Raw genomic sequence first — 16,100 nt, 5'->3', positions numbered from 1 at the left:
ATGAGCCCACATCAAAATCTGCAACAAGTGCTGCGGGTGGAGAACCTCTCCATCGAACTGCCTGCCGGCGCCGACCGCACCCACGCCGTGCAAGGCATTAACCTGGATGTGCGCAAAGGCGAAATTCTCTGCGTGATCGGCGAGTCCGGTTCAGGCAAATCGGTGCTCTCGGCCGCCATCATGGGCGACTACGCCAAAGGCTTGCGGCACAGCGAAGGAGTCATCGATTTTCTCGGCGGCGACATCTGCCGCATGGACGAACACTCCTTGCGCCGGTTGCGCGGCAATCGCATCGCGATGATTTTCCAGGAGCCCATGGCGGCGTTGAACCCGGCCATCCGCATCGGTCAGCAAGTCGAGGAAATCTTCGACATTCATGCACCGCAGATGCCCGCCGCCGAGCGCCGGGAACGCATGCTCGCCCTGCTCGACTCGACGCATTTGCCCGACCCGCCACGGATCGCCAACAGCTTTCCCCACCAGTTGTCCGGCGGCCAATGCCAACGCGTGGTGATTGCCATGGCCCTGGCGATGAGCCCGGACCTGCTGATCGCCGACGAGCCGACCACGGCCCTCGACGTCACCACCCAGGCACAAGTGCTGAAACTGGTGCGTGAATTGCGTGGACGCGGTCAGCACGGGATTCTGTTCATCACCCACGACTTTGGCGTGGTCGCGGAAATCGCCGATCGCATCGCGGTGATGGAAGGTGGCCGCCTGGTGGAAATCGGTGAGCGCGATCAGGTGCTCAACGCCCCCGTGCATCCGTACACGCGCAAATTGATCGCCGCCGTCCCGGCGCTGCACCCGGAACTGCACGTGCCCAGCGCCGACGGAGAGCTGGCACTGCGCATCGAACACCTGACCAAGACCTACAACGTCGGCGGTCGATCGGTGGCGGCCCTGCGGGATGTCTCGCTGCAACTGCCACGGGGCAAGACCCTGGCCATCGTCGGCGAGTCCGGTTCGGGCAAGAGCACCCTGGTCAAGGCGGCCATTCGCCTGGTGGACAGCGACAGCGGTCACGTCTGGGTCGGTGACACCGATTTCCTGGCCCTGCGCGGCTCGGCATTGGCCGCCAACCGGCGACGCATCCAGATGATTTTCCAGGACCCTTACGGCTCGCTCAATCCACGTCACCGGGTCGGCGACATCATCGCCCGCGCCGCACAACTGCGCGGCTTGTCGGCCGGGGATGCGTGGGCCGAGGCCGGTGATTTGCTGGAACAGGTGGGGCTCAAGCGTGACGCCCTCAAACGCAAACCCCGGCAGTTTTCCGGCGGCCAGCGCCAACGCATCGGCATCGCCCGGGCACTGGCCATGCGCCCCGAAGTGCTGATCGCCGATGAAAGCGTCTCGGCGCTGGATGTCTCGGTGCAGAAGCAGGTGCTGGAGTTGCTGGCCGAACTGCAACAGCGACTGAACCTGAGCATTTTGTTCATCACCCACGACCTGCGGGTGGCCGCGCAAATCAGCGATTACATCGCGGTGATGCGCCAGGGTGAAGTCGTCGAATACGGCACCGCCGAACAGGTGCTGCTGCGACCGCAAAACAGCTACACCCAGACGCTGCTCGCGGCCGCGCCCGGTGCATCGGCGATACCCGCCGTGCCGGTGGATGGCCCGGCGTTGAGATTGATCAGGCCTTAGGCCCGGCGAAGCCAAAACCCTTTGCCCCGTGCTGCGGCGCTCGCCGCGGCCGGGGTTGCTGTTGCCCATAAAAATCAGAAATCGGGAGTAAGACCGTGCGCACAATCACCCCACGCGCTATCCGTTCCATTGCTTTAATTCCTGTCCTCGGCGCTTTGGCGGCACCGGCCATGGCCGTGCAAGTCACCGACAACCTCGACCTCGGCGGCGCGGTGCGTGCCCGATGGGACTATGACCCGGATCGCGACATTCAGAAGTTCGGCCTGGACACGGTGTTCCTCAGCGCCAAATACAACTCCGACACCTGGATCGGTGAAGCCCAGTACCGCTTCTACGGGCGTTCCTATCCCTACCAGTACACCAAGAACTACGGCGACATCCAATTCGCCAAGTACGCCTGGGCCGGCTACAAGTTCAACCCCGACCAGCAGGTGCAAGTGGGCCTGAACACCGTGCCGTTCGGTTTGCAGCCGTATTTCGGCAGCACCTTCTACGAAACCCTGGGCAACGTCATCGGCCTGGAAGACGTGCAACAGGTCGGCGCCAAGTACATCCAGCAATCGGGTGACTGGAACGTCCAGGCCGGTTACTACCTGCGTCCGGCGTGGCAAGGCAAAGGCACCAGCAACGGGGTTACCTACTCCAGCGTGGTGTCCGAAGCCGACAGCTATGTCGCCGATGGCAGCCACAACCAGGAACGCAACACCGTGGTGCTGCGGGTGGCCAAGGCCCTGGACCTGGGGCCATGGAAATCCGAAGTCGGCCTCTCCGGCCTGACCTCGACGCTGGAGAACAAGGACACCGACAACAACGGCCGACGCAACGTCGTGGGCGTGCACTACATGGGCAAGAATGGTCCGTGGGGCGTGCAATTGCAGGCGGCGCGCCAGCAGATGTCACCCCGCAACCTCGGCTCCGATGAACTGGTGACCCTCGGCGGTTACGACGGCACCTACAACGTTGCCAGCCGCGGCAATCTGTATGTGGCCGACGTCAGCTACGACGTGGCCGGCAAGTACCTGTTCGACCAGATCAGCGGCGTCAAGCTCTACGCCAACTACAGCGCCTTCGACAAATCCGCCAGCGACTTCGAGACCTCGCAACGGATGATCCTTGGTACGTCGTTTTCGCTGAACAAACTGTGGATCGCCACCGAATGGCTGTTCGGCAAAAACGATCCGTACATTGGCGGCAGCAGCTACACCCAGAGCCTGGGTGCCGGGGGCACGAACCAGTGGGAGAATCAGCTGTACATGAACATCGGGTATTACTTCTGATCCGGCGTATTTGGCGTTCGTGAGAACGCCTTCGCGGCGATGCGGCGACCCGACAAGCCCGTTCCCACAGGTCAGGTGATCCCTGTGGGAGCGGGCTTGCCCGCGATGGCGTCAGCCCAATCAACACTTGCATCGGCCCCTTGCTAACCGTCATATAGGCACCCAGAACATCAGCCATGTCGGCGTCAGGTACGGAGCCCCTTCTTCCATGCGTCAACTGCCCTCGCTCAACATGCTGCGCGTCTTCGAAGAGGTCGCGCGGCATCGCAGTTTCAGCCAGGCCGCCCTGGGCCTGAATGTCACCCAGGGCGCGGTCAGCCGGCAGATCAAGCAGCTTGAAGACTACCTCGGGGTGGCGTTGTTCATTCGCACGCCCCAGGGCCTGTCCCTGACCGAGGCCGGCATCGCCCTCTCGCCGCACCTGAGCGACGCCTTCGACCACATCGAGCGTGCCCTGCAGGCGGTGCGCGTGCCCAACCTGCGTCAGCGCCTGCGCATCGTCGCCCCGCCGACCTGGGCCACTCGCTGGCTATCGGCGCACTTGCGCGCCTTCTGCCAGCGCTACCCGGACATCAGCCTGAGCGTCACCCATCAGGCCAGTCACGACAGCCTCGCCGAAATCGACTGCCACATCCGCTTCGGCCTCGAAGCCGCCCCCCAATGCCACAGCCAGTTGCTGGTGATGGAACGGCACATCGCCGTGGCCAGCCCGGAGCTGTTCATCGATGGCCAGGCACCGGACCTGCAGCAATTTCCGCTGCTGCACATCCTGCACAACGGCAAGCGCTTGAAGGTCTGGGAGAACTGGTTGGCGGCGATGGGCCGGGAAGATGTCGATGCCGGGCAAGGCCTGGAATTCAGCACCCTGGATCAGGTGATCCATACCGCACTGGCCGGTGGCGGCCTGGCGGTGATCGACCGGCAGATGATCGAAAAGGAACTGGCCAACGGCAGCCTGTTGCCCATCACCCCGGTGGAAGTAGTCGGGCCGTACGGCTATTGGCTGGACGTGGCGAACGACAAACGGGGCTTGTCGAAGGTGCGGTTGTTTACCGAGTGGCTGGAACTGGTCAGTAATCCCTAGGGCAACGATGCCCCCCTTGTGGGAGCGAACCTGCTCGCGATGATCGTTAACGATAACGCGGGGAGCCTGGCACCCCGCGGTGTTCTCCAGTCCATCGCGAGCCGGCTCGCTCCTACAGGGGGTGTGCGTCCTTAGAGACCACCCATCAACAGGTATTTGATTTCCAGGTAGTCATCCAGACCGTACCTGGAACCCTCGCGACCCAGGCCCGATTCCTTGATGCCACCGAACGGCGCCACCTCCGTGGAGATGATCCCCTCGTTGATCCCGACCATGCCCGCTTCCAGGCCTTCGGCCATGCGCCACACGCGGCCGATGTCACGGCTGTAGAAGTAGGCCGACAAACCGTACGGTGTGTCGTTGGCCCGTTGCAGCACTTCAGCCTCGTCCTTGAAGCGGAAGCAGGCGGCCACCGGGCCGAAGGTTTCGTCCTGGGCGATCAGCATGTCGCTGTTGGCTTCGGCAAGGATGGTCGGTTCGTAGAACGTGCCACCCAAGGCATGTCGACGGCCGCCGCACAAGACCTTGGCGCCCTTCTCCAGCGCGTCGCTGACGTGCAGTTCGACCTTGGCCAGCGCTGCGCTGTTGATCAACGGACCTTGTTCGGTTTCACCTTCCAGGGCGTTGCCGACACGCATGGCGGCCACGGCTTCGGCGAGCTTGCCGGTGAAGGCTTCGTAGACACCGTCCTGAATGAAGAAGCGGTTCACGCAGACGCAGGTTTGCCCGGTGTTGCGGAATTTCGAGGCCATCGCGCCTTTGACCGCCGCGTCGATATCGGCGTCGTCGAAGACGATGAACGGCGCGTTGCCGCCCAGTTCCAGCGAGACCTTTTTCAAGGTGTCGGCGGCCTGGCGCATCAGCAATTTGCCGGTTCGGGTGGAGCCGGTGAACGACAGTTTGCGCACAATGCCGGAGGCTTGCAGCGCGCCGCCAATGGCGACGGCATCACCGGACACCACGTTGAACACACCGGCCGGAATGCCCGCCTGCTCGGCCAGTACCGCCAACGCGAACGCCGACAACGGGGTTTCTTCCGACGGCTTGAGAATCATCGTGCAACCAGCCGCCAGCGCCGGGCCGACCTTGCGGGTGACCATGGCCAACGGGAAATTCCACGGGGTGATCGCGGCGACCACACCGATGGCTTCCTTGACCACGATGATCCGCGCATCGGCCTTGTGGCTCGGGATCACGTCGCCGTAGGCACGCTTGGCTTCCTCGGCGAACCACTCGAGGAAACTCGCGGCGTAGACCACTTCGCCCATGGCTTCGGCCAATGGCTTGCCCTGTTCGCGGCTGAGCAGTGTCGCCAACTCCTTCTGGTTGCTCAGCATCAATTCGCCCCAGCGCTTGATGCGCTGGCTGCGTTCCTTGGCGGTCAGCTTGCGCCACGCCGGCAGCGCGCGGTTGGCGGCGGCAATGGCCAGGTTGGTTTCTTCGGCACCGGCCTTTTGTACGTCGGCAATCAACTCGCCCGTGGCCGGGTTCAATACCGGGTAAGTCGGGCCACCGCTGGACCATTGGCCATCGATGAAGTTGCCGTGACGGATCAATGCGCTCATGCCACCGCCTCGGTCAGGTTGAAGCGTTCCAGGCCCGGACGGGCGGTACGCAAGATACGTTTGCCGGCGGTGTAATCGTTGATCACGTCGCACGGCGTGTAGTTGCGCTCCAGCTCATGCAATTCTTCGGCGTCGAGCTTGGTCTCCAGGGCCGCCAGGGCACTGTCGAATTGCTCGGTGGTGTCGGCGCCGACGAGCATGCAATCCACACCCGGGTGGTTGGCGACCCAGGCCTGGGCGATCTGCGCGTTGGACACGCCGCGAGCGCGGGCTACGCGCTGCACCGAACGGGCGATCTCGAACGAGGCTTCGTCGCTGTACATCTGCTGGGTGAAAAAGTCGGTCTGGTTGCGGGTCGACTGCACGTCACCGGTCAACAAGCCACGGGCCAGCGGACTGAACACCGAAACGCCCAGGCCCTGGTCGCGGCAGAACGGGATCATCTCGCGCTCTTCTTCGCGGTAGGCGCAGTTCAGTTGCAGCTGCATGTTGATCGGCTTGACCCAACCGTTACGCTCGCAGGCCATGAGGATTTTCGCCAGCTGCCCGGTGAGCATGGTCGACACGCCGATGTAACGGGCCTTGCCGGAGCGCACGATGTCGTTCAGGGCGCCCATGGTCTCTTCGACCGGGGTGTTCACGTCGAAGTAATGCAGCATGAAGACGTCGACGTAATCCATGTCCAGGCGTTTGAGCGAGGCATCGATGCTGTCCATGATGTGCTTGCGCGAATGGCCGCTGGCGTTGATCCCGGTGCGGGTGCCGTAGCCGACCTTGGTGGTGATCACCAGGTCGTCGCGACGGGCCAGGCGCTTGACGATGCGCCCTACCACTTCTTCGCCGACACCGGCGGAATAGAAGTCCGCCAGGTCGATGAAGTTCACGCCGTTGTCCAGGGCGTGCTTGACGATCGGCTCGCTTTTCTTCTCATCGAAGATCCACGGTTTCCAGTCCGGGGTACCCATGTTCATGGTGCCCAGGCACAGGCGGGAGACTTGCAGGCCGGAGTTGCCCAAACGGATGTATTGCATGGCGCGGACCTCAGGCTTTTGGTGTGTAGAAAGGGTTGCTGATGTGATTGACCACGTCGGCCAGTTGCGCGGTTTCCGGCTGGCCGGTCAGCGCGGCACGGATCGCCGTGCGGCAGGCGTTGTAGTTGTTCAGGTACACCGCATCAAGGTCATCGCAGGCCGGGTTGACCCAGTTGGCGGTGACGATGGCCCACTCGTCTTCGGCCTCCGGCGGCAGGGTGCCGTCGAGCAACGCTTCGAGCACGGCCTTGGCGATACCGGCCTGGGACGCGCCCCAGGTGGCGTTGCCGTGCAGATCGCTGCCGATCGCGGCTTTGTTGACGTACAGGGTCATCGGCTTGACCGGGATGTTCGGCTGGGCGATCACCATGAACGGGCAATGACCCTGGCTTGGGGATGCCAGGCTATTGGCGAACGCTTGCCCTGCCGGGCCGTTGCGCGGGCCGATCAGGATGTTGATGTGCGCGGCGTTCACGCCAGGGCCTTCGAAGCCTTCACCGATGTACAGGTCGAGTTCTTTCATGGGTCGATTCTCTATTCAGGACGCAGAGGGATTTGTTTGGGGGTGGTCAGCAGCGCACGCCGGCGTGGGCCATGGCGTGGCAAAGGGTCGGGATCGAAGAGCGCAGCAGGTCGCTGGCGAAGACGCGGCAGTGATGATGAGTCATGGTTGCAAACGCTCTTTTTTGTTGTTGATGAGCTGGTTTGCGATTTTTTAACACTGGGGGTTTGCGGGGCTGTAACCATTAAAAATCATGGGGGCATGACTTCAAGTCATACCCCCGCCAAGACGAGCGAAAGACTTGTAGGAGCGAGCCTGCTCGCGATGGACGTCAAAGAAAACGCGGGGTGTCTGACACCCCGCGGTGTTCTCAAATCCATCGCGAGCAGGCTCGCTCCTACAGGGTCTATAGCTATCCGGGCTTACTGCGACATGTTGTCTTTTTTCATCGTGTCCTTGCTCATGCTGTCCTTGGACATGTTGTCTTTTTTCATCGTGTCCTTGGACATGGCGTCCTTGGACATCGTGTCTTTTTTCATCGTGTCCTTGGACATCGCGTCTTTTTTCATCGTGTCCTTGGACATGGCGTCCTTGGACATCGAGTCTTTGCTCATGCTGTCATTGCTCATCGTATCGGCAGCAAACACGCTGGCAGCGCCGACAGCCAGGCACATGGACAGAACAACGGTGGTCAGCTTTTTCATGATGAAACTCCTTGATGCGTGGGGTGTGTACAAAGGAAATGGCCGGGCGCCCGTCAGCTGCCACCGAACCAGTTGTAGCCCTGGTCTTCCCAGTAGCCACCGCTGTAGGTGTTGCTGACGAAAATCGCCTGGATGTGTTTGGGGTTCTTGTAGCCGAGCTTGGTGGGCATGCGCAGCTTCATCGGGAAGCCGTACTCGCGTGGCAACACCGCGCCGTCGTAGGTCAGCGTCAGCAAGGTTTGTGCATGCAGTGCCGTGGCCATGTCGATGCTGGTGTAGTAGTCGTCGGCGCATTTGAAGCCGACGTATTTGGCATCGGTGTCGGCGCCCACGCGCTTGAGGAAATCGCTGAAGCGCACACCACCCCAGCGGCCGATCGCGCTCCAGCCTTCGACGCATATGTGCCGGGTGATCTGGTCGGTCTGCGCCATCGCGCGCAGCTCTTCGAGGCGCCAGCTGCGCTTGTCGGCGACCAGGCCGGTCACTTCCAGGCGATAACTCTCCTCGTCCACCGTCGGTGCCTCGTCGATGCCATAGAAGGCATTGAAGGGAAACGGCCGGGTAATCATCGATTCCGGATAGGTCGGCGCCATGGCGTTGGGGTTGAACAGCCAACCCTGCACCCGATCGTTGAAGCGCGACATCGACGACAAGGCGGTGTTGACGCTTTCGTTGTCGGTGAGGTTGCAGCCGGACAACATCGCCACGCCACCGAGGGTCAGGCCGCGCAGCAGGAACGAACGGCGCGAGCGGTCTTCGATTTGCGGGGCGAGGATCTTCCGGGCGTCGGTCAGGATGGACGACTCATCCAGACCCGATCCTTGAATGCGCTTTTTCATACGTGCTCCTTACGTCCAACGATCATGGCCACCAGCGTTTTTGGCACCAGTGCGACCATCACCAGATGCACCGCCACGAACGCGACCAACAGCGCCATGGCGAAGAAGTGCACGCGGCGCGCGCCTTCGTAGCCCCACATCAGTTCACGCAGCAGCGGGAACTGCACGGACTTCCACAGCACCAGCCCGGAGAGCACCAGTAGCGTGATGTCGACCATCACGAACAGGTAGGCCACGCGCTGTACCTGGTTGTAATGACTAAGGTCGGCATGACCGAGTTTGCCCCGCAACGCGGCCCACAGGTCCTGCAACACGCCTTTGGGCGAGACCGGGAAAAAGCGTCGTTTCAGACGACCGCTGAACAGGTTGAACGCCAGGTAGACAAGGCCGTTGATCGCCAGGAACCACATGGCGGCGAAGTGCCATTGCAGCGCACCACCGAGCCAGCCACCGAGGGTGATCGACTTGGGAAAGCTGAAATCGAAGATCGGCGAGGCGTTGTAGATGCGCCAACCGCTGGTGACCATGACCAGCACCGCCAGGGCGTTGAGCCAGTGGGTCAGCCTTAGCCATCGAGGATGGCTGGCTCTGGGTGAGGCAGGTAGCGGCGACATGACGGGCTCCCGGCTGTTGTTGTTCGTTGGGGCCGAGTATGGGAGGCACAAGGTCGCCAAATCCTCACGTAAAGTTAAATAAATCGTGATAACTGCCTACCCGATCCCTTGTAGGAGCGAGCCGCCCGGAGCCGGCTCGCTCCTACAGGGTTTGGGTGATCCGCCCGTGCCGCAACTATGGTTAAATGCCGCCCCCTTCAAATGACCGACCTGACCCGATGAACCCTGAAGCCCTCGCCACCCTCCGCGAACATTTGCTGACCGCCCTGGCGGCTGCCCCCGCCGAAACCCGCCGCCTGTTCCACGGCCGTGGCCGCTGCTGGCCGGGGCTGGAGCAGTTGACCGTCGACTGGCTGCAGGGCGTGGTGCTGGTGGCGTTGTTCAAGGAGCCGGAAGCGGCGCAGTTGGAGGCGTTGAAACAGCTTCTGCTGGCACTCACGCAGTCGGACGTCTGGGCGCAATCCGGCGCGCATACCCTGCTGCTGCAACATCGCTACCTGCTGCAAAGCACCACCGAATGGTTGCTCGGGGAAGAAATCGACGAGCTGACGATTGTCGAGGGCGGTCTGAAGTACCGGGTGGACCTGGGACGCAAACAGAACACCGGCCTGTTTCTGGACATGCGCTACGGCCGCGACTGGGTACGGGCCAACGCCGAGGGCAAACGGGTGCTGAACCTGTTCGCCTACACCTGCGGCTTCTCTGTCGCAGCCATCGAAGGCGGCGCGACCCACGTGGTCAACCTCGACATGTCCAGCCCGGCCCTGAGCCGTGGTCGCGACAATCACCGGCTCAACGGCCATGACCTGGGCAAGGTGACGTTCCTAGGCCACGACCTGTTCAAGTCCTGGGGCAAAGTCATTGGCAAAGGCCCGTACGACCTGGTGATCATCGACCCGCCGTCGTTCCAGAAAGGCAGCTTCCTGCTGACCAAGGACTACCAGCGCGTGCTGCGCCGCCTGCCGGAATTGCTCGCTGAAAACGGCACTGTTCTGGCCTGCATGAACGACCCGGCCTTCGGTGCCGACTTCCTGATCGACGGCGTGACCCGCGAAGCGCCGAGCCTGCAATTCATAGAGCGGCTGGACAATCCGCCGGAGTTTCCGGATGCCGACATCGAATGCGGGTTGAAGGCGCTGGTGTTCAAATTGCAAAGCTGAAACACCACCGCCCCATGGTTGTACGCGGCCCCTGCAAAAACTAACGCGTCAGCGCGGCCGCAACACCAGCGCAAACAGCTCGCCATGGCCGTTCACATTGAGCTTGTGATAGAGGTTGCGTCGATGCACTTTCACCGTCTCCGGCGAGATGCCCATTTGCTGGGCGATGGCCTTGCTGGAGAAGCCCTGGAGAATCAGGCGCGCGGTTTCGATTTCCCGTGCCGACAGGCGTGCATCGAAGCGGTCCAGCAAGGTCGCCAGATCGCCGGCCACCGCCTCGGCCGCCGGCCCTTGCGGCGGCAGCAATTGCGAATGTCGACGCATCGCGGCCAGCACCCAATCGCGCACGCACAGCAGGCGGCCCTGCTCTTCGAGGCTGAAGCGTGTCGAACGCCCCAGTGATAAACCGAGCACGGCGCCGTCGACGTTGAGCATGAACTGCAACTCGTCGCCGCCGACCACGGAGCGGAAATAACTCAGGTAGTACTCGCTCTGCTGGAACTGGTCGGGCGCCACCGAGTCGAGGCTGTGCAAGCCATCGGCGATGCCCGCGCACACCGCCAGGTAAAACGGATCGAGCAGGTACATCCCGGCGCAGTAATCCGCCAGCTCTTCATGCTCGTCGGCAGCGCCCCGGGAGTCGAAATCGATCAGCAGGCCGGGCACCCTTCCCGCCTGCATCACCGCGACCAGCGCGTTGTCCAGCGGCACCAGCAAACGCAGGGTGTCCACCAGCGCCCGCCAGAACCCGTCCTGGCCCACCGAACCGAATACCCGCGCCAGCCCCTGGTGCAGCGGTAACTCTTTCAACAACGCGTCCACGCACTACCCCTTTCGAGTAACCCATGATGGGAATGGGTGACGGCCACCCCGGTCGATACGCTGCAGACTCCTGATTATCACCGGCCTGCAGCAGGCCAGGAGTGCCGCATCATGAGTGGTCACCGCTCGTATTTCAATCTGGGGTTTAGCGCCTGTCTGGCGATCTCGTTGTCGGCGGTCGCCGCCGATGGCGAGACCGTGCACGTGTACAACTGGTACGACTACATCGGCCCGAACACACTGCATGACTTCAAGCGTGACACCGGTATCCAGCCGGTCTACGACACCTTCGACAGCGCCGAAGTCCTGGAAGGAAAACTGCTGACCAGCCGCAGCGGCTACGACGTGGTGGTGGCCAGTAACTTCAGCCTGCCGACCCTGATCAAGGCCGGCGCCCTCGCCCCGCTGCCCCATGCCCAGATGCCGGATTTCACCAACATGGACGCGGATCTGATGGCGAAACTGGCCCACAACGATCCGGGCAACCAGTACGCCGTGCCGTACCTGTGGGGCACCAACGGCATCGGCTACAACGTCGACAAGGTCCGTGCGGCCCTGGGTGACAAGGCACCGGTGGATTCCTGGGACCTGGTGTTCAAGGAGGAGAACCTGGCCAAGCTCGGCCAGTGCGGCGTGGCGATGCTTGATTCGCCCTCGGAAATGTTGCCGGTCGCCTTGCACTATCTGGGCCTGCCGCCCAACAGCACCAACCCCGAGGACTACAAGAAGGCCGAAGCGTTGCTGCTCAAGCTGCGGCCGCATATCGCCTACTTCAACTCGTCGAAATTCATCAGCGATCTGTCCAACGGCAATATCTGCGTCGCGGTGGGCTGGTCCGGCGCGATGCTGGAAGCCAAGGCCACCGCCGAGCAGGCCGGCAATGGCGTGAAGATCGCCTACAGCCTGCCCAAGGAAGGCGCACCGGTGTGGTTCGACACCTTGGTATTGCTCAAGGATGCTCCGCATCCGCAACAAGGGCTGGCCTTTATCGACTACCTGATGCGTGCCGATGTCATTGCCCCGGTCAGCAATCACCTCAACTACCCCAACGGCAACCGCAACGCGACGGCCCTGGTGGCCGAGGCGACCCGTAACAACCCTGCGGTCTACCCGTCGGCCGAAGCCCTGGCCACCCTGTTCACCCTGCAACCCTTGCCACCGGCTACCGAACGGGTGCGGACGCGGGTGTGGAGCAAGGTCAAGAACGGCGAATGACACACCACGGCCCCTGTGAGAGCGGGCTTGCCCGCGAAGGCTTAGGGTCAGTCGACATCACTTCACCTGATACGCCGCATTCGCGAGCAAGCTCGCTCCCACAAGTGGATCAGCGCTGTTAGTCAGACACTTTCAACCCACGAATTCGAAGATGAGTAAACCGATGAAACCACGTGCCCGCGACCTCAATATCCAGATTGGCCAACTGCAACCCGGCCCGCTCAATGCCATCACCGATGTCCCCGGTGTGCGCGTCGGCCACAGCAATGTACGCGGCCGCAGCGCCAAGGGTCGTGACATCCTCACCGGTGTCACCGTGATCGAACCCCGTGCCGGTTCGACCAGCCTGCAACCGTGCTTTGCCGGCGTCCATGTGCTCAATGGCAATGGCGACGCGACCGGTCTGGAATGGATTCGCGAAGCGGGTCTGTTGACCAGTCCGATCGCCTTTACCAACACCCACAGCCTGGGGGTGGTGCGTGATGCGCTGATCGTGCTGGACCGTGAACAGCAACCGGACGACGGCCGGCTCTACTGGAACATGCCGGTGGTGCTGGAAACCTTCGACGGTTTGCTCAATGACATCAACGGCTTCCATGTGCAGGTCGAGCACGTCGCCCAAGCCCTGCGAACGGCAGAAAGCGGCCCGGTGGCCGAGGGTAATGTCGGCGGTGGCAGCGGCATGATCTGCCATGAATTCAAGGGCGGCATCGGCACCGCTTCGCGACGGCTGGACAGTGCTCAGGGCGGCTGGACGGTCGGCGCCATCGTTCAGGCCAACCACGGCATTCGCGGTGAGTTGCGCGTCGATGGCTACCCGGTCGGGCGCTACATGGAACAGGTGGATTCGCCGTTCCTCAAGGCGTCGCTGCCGCATCCGGGCATGGGTTCGATCGTGGTGTGCCTGGCCACCGACGCGCCGTTGCTGCCACACCAATGCACACGCCTGGCGCAACGAGCCAGCCTCGGCCTGGCCCGCACCGGCGGTGGCAACGAAGACCACAGCGGTGACATCTTTATCGCCTTTTCCACCGGCAACGCGCACGTGCCGCCCGCCGCCTACGAGAGCAAACGTGCGCCCACCACGGGCAATCTGAGCATGGTCAATAACGATCACATCAGCGAATTGTTCCTGGCGGCCACCGAAGCGGTGGAGGAAGCCATCATCAACGCCCTGCTGGCCGCCGACAGCGCCGAAGGCAATGGGCATGCCGTACCGGGACTGGATGCCCCGACGCTGCTCGACGCCTTGCAGCAGGCCGGTTGGCCGGGTGCGCGGCAGGGTAAAAGCTGACAATTATGGGGGTGATTCGACTAGCGGTACTTGAGGTCGAACCCCCAACTTTCTACGATGATTCTGCGCAGCCGCTTGCTTGCTCAAGCCGTTGCGCAGGTGGTGAGTGTACTGAACCCCTATCAAGCTCACCGCCTGCATCACGCGCATATTGAGCCTCAATGGCTCCACTTCCTCCCCATCAAAGAGCTTTGAGGCTCTTTTTTAACTGCGCGACTTCCAGACCAGAAAAAGCCCGGCATATGGCCGGGCTTTGTGCTGCCTGACATCCGCACCCTGTAGGAGCGGGCTTGCCCGCGGTGGACGTCAACGATAACGCCGGCTGTCTGAATGCCCGTGGTGTCCGGGCGTTTTTCGCGAGCAGGCTCGCTCCTGCAGTTTTGATCGGGTTATCAGACCAGGCGCAAGCGCGGGCCGGTGGCTGGCACGGCGTCTTCCCCCAACCGATCGCGCACGAACTCGCTGGCCTTGCGCGTCAATTGGTCCAGATGCCGGTCACGCTGTTTTTCCGCGTCGAGCATGGCGCGCTTGCCGTGCTTTTGCAGCAGATAGGTATGAATCTGCCGCACCTCCAGGGAGCTGTAGATCGACGCCACATCCAGCAGCGCCATCAGGCCGTCGGTGCCGTGGTCGCGGGTGTTCATCAGCACCTGGGTCGCGCGCGTACCCACGACCTGAAAGCCCATCGCTTCGAAGTACGGCACCTTGGCCACCGCGCAGGTCAGCTCGGCATGGGGATAGCGACCGACCATCTCCCGCAGCATTTTGCGCGCAACGCCCTGGCGCCGATGGCTGGCATCCACCGCCATATAGGCGACGCCGCAGGCCTCGGGATCATCCTTGACCGGCAGGTACAGCAAAAAACCGATGACCTTGTCCGGATCGTCCAGATCGGTGGCGACCAGCAACTCCACATCGATCCCTTTCGCCCCGTTCAACGCCTCCAGATACAGGTGCACCTCATAGCCGATCGCATACTGGTAGACGTTGTACAACAGGTTGCTGGGCGGGATCGCGACCATGCTGATGTCGGTCAGGTTATCGACCACCATCTGCAGGATCTGGCTGTTGATGTGCTCGGGGCACGGGGTTTTGAAGTGGCTGATCTGGGGCATTGCGCGGGCTGACTCCGGGGGCTGGGGTAAAGCGTTGATCGCGGGGCTGCCTATCATAACGTGCCCGGGCGCATTACTGGCCTGCGTTGGTCGATCCACGGGAGGCGTTGCGGTATGGGGCTGACATGCTCAGTCAGCCGCACGCCGCCCCCCGGTTCCATCGCCACACTGGATCAACTGATCTTGTTCACCGGCCGGTAATCGCCTGATAAAAACACACCCACCGGATTTTTCGGGCGATACGTGCCAACGGTGGTTACGCGCTGCTGCACGCTGTCATCAATGCATTCCTGACCGAACGTTTTGGTGCCGACGGGCCGGAAATACCGGGCATTGAGCAAACGGTAGGTTCCACCGAGAAAATCACTGTAGGAATCCGTGATATCAGGCAGCGTTTTGGGTTGCCGGGGAATTTTCATCGGGTCCAGCTCCAACCCGCAGTCCATGGCCTTATCGGCCATCCAGCGCAGGGGGATGTCCGACAGGTTGTTATCGGTATAGCCGCCTCCGACATTGGCATGGGCCCCACAGAACCAAAGCTGTTCCATGACTTGATTGGGCTTGGCAATCGGGTCCCACAGTGTGCATTCGTAATTTTCCCGATGCTCATCGATGGCCACGGCATGGAAGGCATTGCGCACAATCCCGCTGAGCTCGGTATCGTGAAACTCGTAATATTTGTGGTTGAACCACTCGGCCGATTTGAACGGAACACCCAACGCACCGACCGTGTCCCAGACGCCCAGGAAGTGGATCTCGATTTCCCGCGAGTAACTTTGCCGAAAATACTGGGCGTTTTCGGTGTCGGCACTGGAATCTCGGGTGCGGTACAGGCTGTAGGCTTCGTCGATACGATTGAGGTGTTTTTTGGTCAGCAGCCCGACGTTTCGAATCAGCCCCACCAGGCTGCGCGCCGAATAGGCGCCGCGACTGAAGCCGATGATGTACACCTGATCACCGTCTTCGTAGCTCTTGGCCAGGGCCAGGTAACCCTCCTTGATCTTCTTGGACAGGCCCACCCCGAAGGCGCCGCCTTCCAGTTTGTCGTACCAATCGGTGCCCACACCGGGGATATACACCGCCAGTTGGACCGTGCCGTCCTTGTGCGCCGGCAGGATCGCGTCATGTAACTTAACGACGTTGGTGCTGGAATCGCCGTCGATTTCCGGCGCCTGATCCGGCAGGTTCCAGGTGCCATCAAATGCAATGATGATTTTTTTTGGCATGA

Annotated in this window: 15 protein-coding genes; 6 read left to right on the top strand and 9 right to left on the bottom strand. The window is 62.0% G+C overall.

All coding sequences use genetic code 11. From position 1 onward, the window contains the following. The 3 genes from F7R06_RS16490 to F7R06_RS16480 all read left to right on the top strand — a co-directional run bounded on the left by F7R06_RS16490 (position 1) and on the right by F7R06_RS16480 (position 4,011). Entirely contained in the window at positions 1 to 1,650 is a 1,650-nt protein-coding gene (locus F7R06_RS16490) for a dipeptide ABC transporter ATP-binding protein (protein ID WP_090323351.1), read from the top strand. A gap of 95 nt (positions 1,651 to 1,745) precedes the next feature. Continuing rightward, a complete protein-coding gene (locus F7R06_RS16485; RefSeq protein ID WP_174552478.1) occupies positions 1,746 to 2,927 on the top strand; it encodes a hypothetical protein in 1,182 nt (393 codons plus the stop codon). Between the two features lie 208 nt (positions 2,928 to 3,135). Continuing rightward, entirely contained in the window at positions 3,136 to 4,011 is an 876-nt protein-coding gene (locus F7R06_RS16480; RefSeq protein ID WP_090323353.1) for a LysR substrate-binding domain-containing protein, read from the top strand. A 131-nt stretch (positions 4,012 to 4,142) separates the two neighbouring features. Here F7R06_RS16480 and F7R06_RS16475 read toward each other — a convergent pair whose 3' ends face one another. From F7R06_RS16475 to F7R06_RS16450, 6 genes are all read right to left on the bottom strand, one after another. After that, entirely contained in the window at positions 4,143 to 5,576 is a 1,434-nt protein-coding gene (locus F7R06_RS16475) for an NAD-dependent succinate-semialdehyde dehydrogenase (protein WP_090323356.1), read from the bottom strand. Further along, the gene (locus tag F7R06_RS16470) at positions 5,573 to 6,607 is read right to left on the bottom strand and encodes an aldo/keto reductase (protein ID WP_090323357.1); all 1,035 of its coding nucleotides are present in this window, start codon (positions 6,605 to 6,607) and stop codon (positions 5,573 to 5,575) included. The genes F7R06_RS16475 and F7R06_RS16470 overlap by 4 nt, the downstream gene beginning before the upstream one ends. Before the next feature lie 10 nt (positions 6,608 to 6,617). Next, positions 6,618 to 7,130 (bottom strand): formaldehyde-activating enzyme, encoded by a 513-nt coding sequence (gene fae / locus F7R06_RS16465; protein WP_090323359.1) that lies wholly within the window; start codon positions 7,128 to 7,130, stop codon positions 6,618 to 6,620. Positions 7,131 to 7,531: 401 nt separating this feature from the next. After that, positions 7,532 to 7,813: a pentapeptide MXKDX repeat protein gene (locus F7R06_RS16460; protein ID WP_090323362.1), complete on the bottom strand. Its 282-nt coding sequence runs from the start codon at positions 7,811 to 7,813 to the stop codon at positions 7,532 to 7,534. Between the two features lie 53 nt (positions 7,814 to 7,866). Next, positions 7,867 to 8,652 (bottom strand): molybdopterin-dependent oxidoreductase, encoded by a 786-nt coding sequence (locus tag F7R06_RS16455; protein ID WP_090323364.1) that lies wholly within the window; start codon positions 8,650 to 8,652, stop codon positions 7,867 to 7,869. Continuing rightward, a complete protein-coding gene (locus F7R06_RS16450; RefSeq protein WP_090323366.1) occupies positions 8,649 to 9,266 on the bottom strand; it encodes a cytochrome b/b6 domain-containing protein in 618 nt (205 codons plus the stop codon). The genes F7R06_RS16455 and F7R06_RS16450 overlap by 4 nt, the downstream gene beginning before the upstream one ends. A gap of 218 nt (positions 9,267 to 9,484) precedes the next feature. On the opposite strand from F7R06_RS16450, the gene F7R06_RS16445 reads away from it, so the two are divergent. Next, a complete protein-coding gene (locus tag F7R06_RS16445; RefSeq protein ID WP_090323367.1) occupies positions 9,485 to 10,426 on the top strand; it encodes a class I SAM-dependent methyltransferase in 942 nt (313 codons plus the stop codon). Between the two features lie 48 nt (positions 10,427 to 10,474). On the opposite strand, the gene F7R06_RS16440 is transcribed toward F7R06_RS16445, so the two are convergent. After that, on the bottom strand, positions 10,475 to 11,248 hold the full coding sequence (locus F7R06_RS16440) for a helix-turn-helix transcriptional regulator (RefSeq protein WP_090323369.1): 774 nt from the start codon (positions 11,246 to 11,248) through the stop codon (positions 10,475 to 10,477). Positions 11,249 to 11,359: 111 nt separating this feature from the next. Between F7R06_RS16440 and F7R06_RS16435 the strand changes: the two genes are divergently transcribed. Next, a complete protein-coding gene (locus tag F7R06_RS16435) occupies positions 11,360 to 12,463 on the top strand; it encodes a polyamine ABC transporter substrate-binding protein (protein WP_090323371.1) in 1,104 nt (367 codons plus the stop codon). A 163-nt stretch (positions 12,464 to 12,626) separates the two neighbouring features. Next, positions 12,627 to 13,757: a DmpA family aminopeptidase gene (locus F7R06_RS16430; protein ID WP_090323372.1), complete on the top strand. Its 1,131-nt coding sequence runs from the start codon at positions 12,627 to 12,629 to the stop codon at positions 13,755 to 13,757. A 392-nt stretch (positions 13,758 to 14,149) separates the two neighbouring features. Here F7R06_RS16430 and F7R06_RS16425 read toward each other — a convergent pair whose 3' ends face one another. Both F7R06_RS16425 and F7R06_RS16420 read right to left on the bottom strand, forming a co-directional pair. Beyond that, complete coding sequence (locus tag F7R06_RS16425) at positions 14,150 to 14,872, bottom strand: GNAT family N-acetyltransferase (protein ID WP_090323374.1); 723 nt, start codon at positions 14,870 to 14,872, stop codon at positions 14,150 to 14,152. A gap of 173 nt (positions 14,873 to 15,045) precedes the next feature. Further along, on the bottom strand, positions 15,046 to 16,098 hold the full coding sequence (locus F7R06_RS16420; RefSeq protein ID WP_090323376.1) for a DUF2235 domain-containing protein: 1,053 nt from the start codon (positions 16,096 to 16,098) through the stop codon (positions 15,046 to 15,048). Between the last annotated feature and the right edge of the window lie 2 nt (positions 16,099 to 16,100).

The sequence above is a fragment of the Pseudomonas moorei genome (assembly GCF_008801475.1).
Taxonomy (GTDB): Bacteria; Pseudomonadota; Gammaproteobacteria; order Pseudomonadales; family Pseudomonadaceae; genus Aquipseudomonas; species Aquipseudomonas moorei.
Note: the sequence above shows the minus strand (reverse complement) of the source record. Positions and strands in the feature narration are given on the sequence as shown.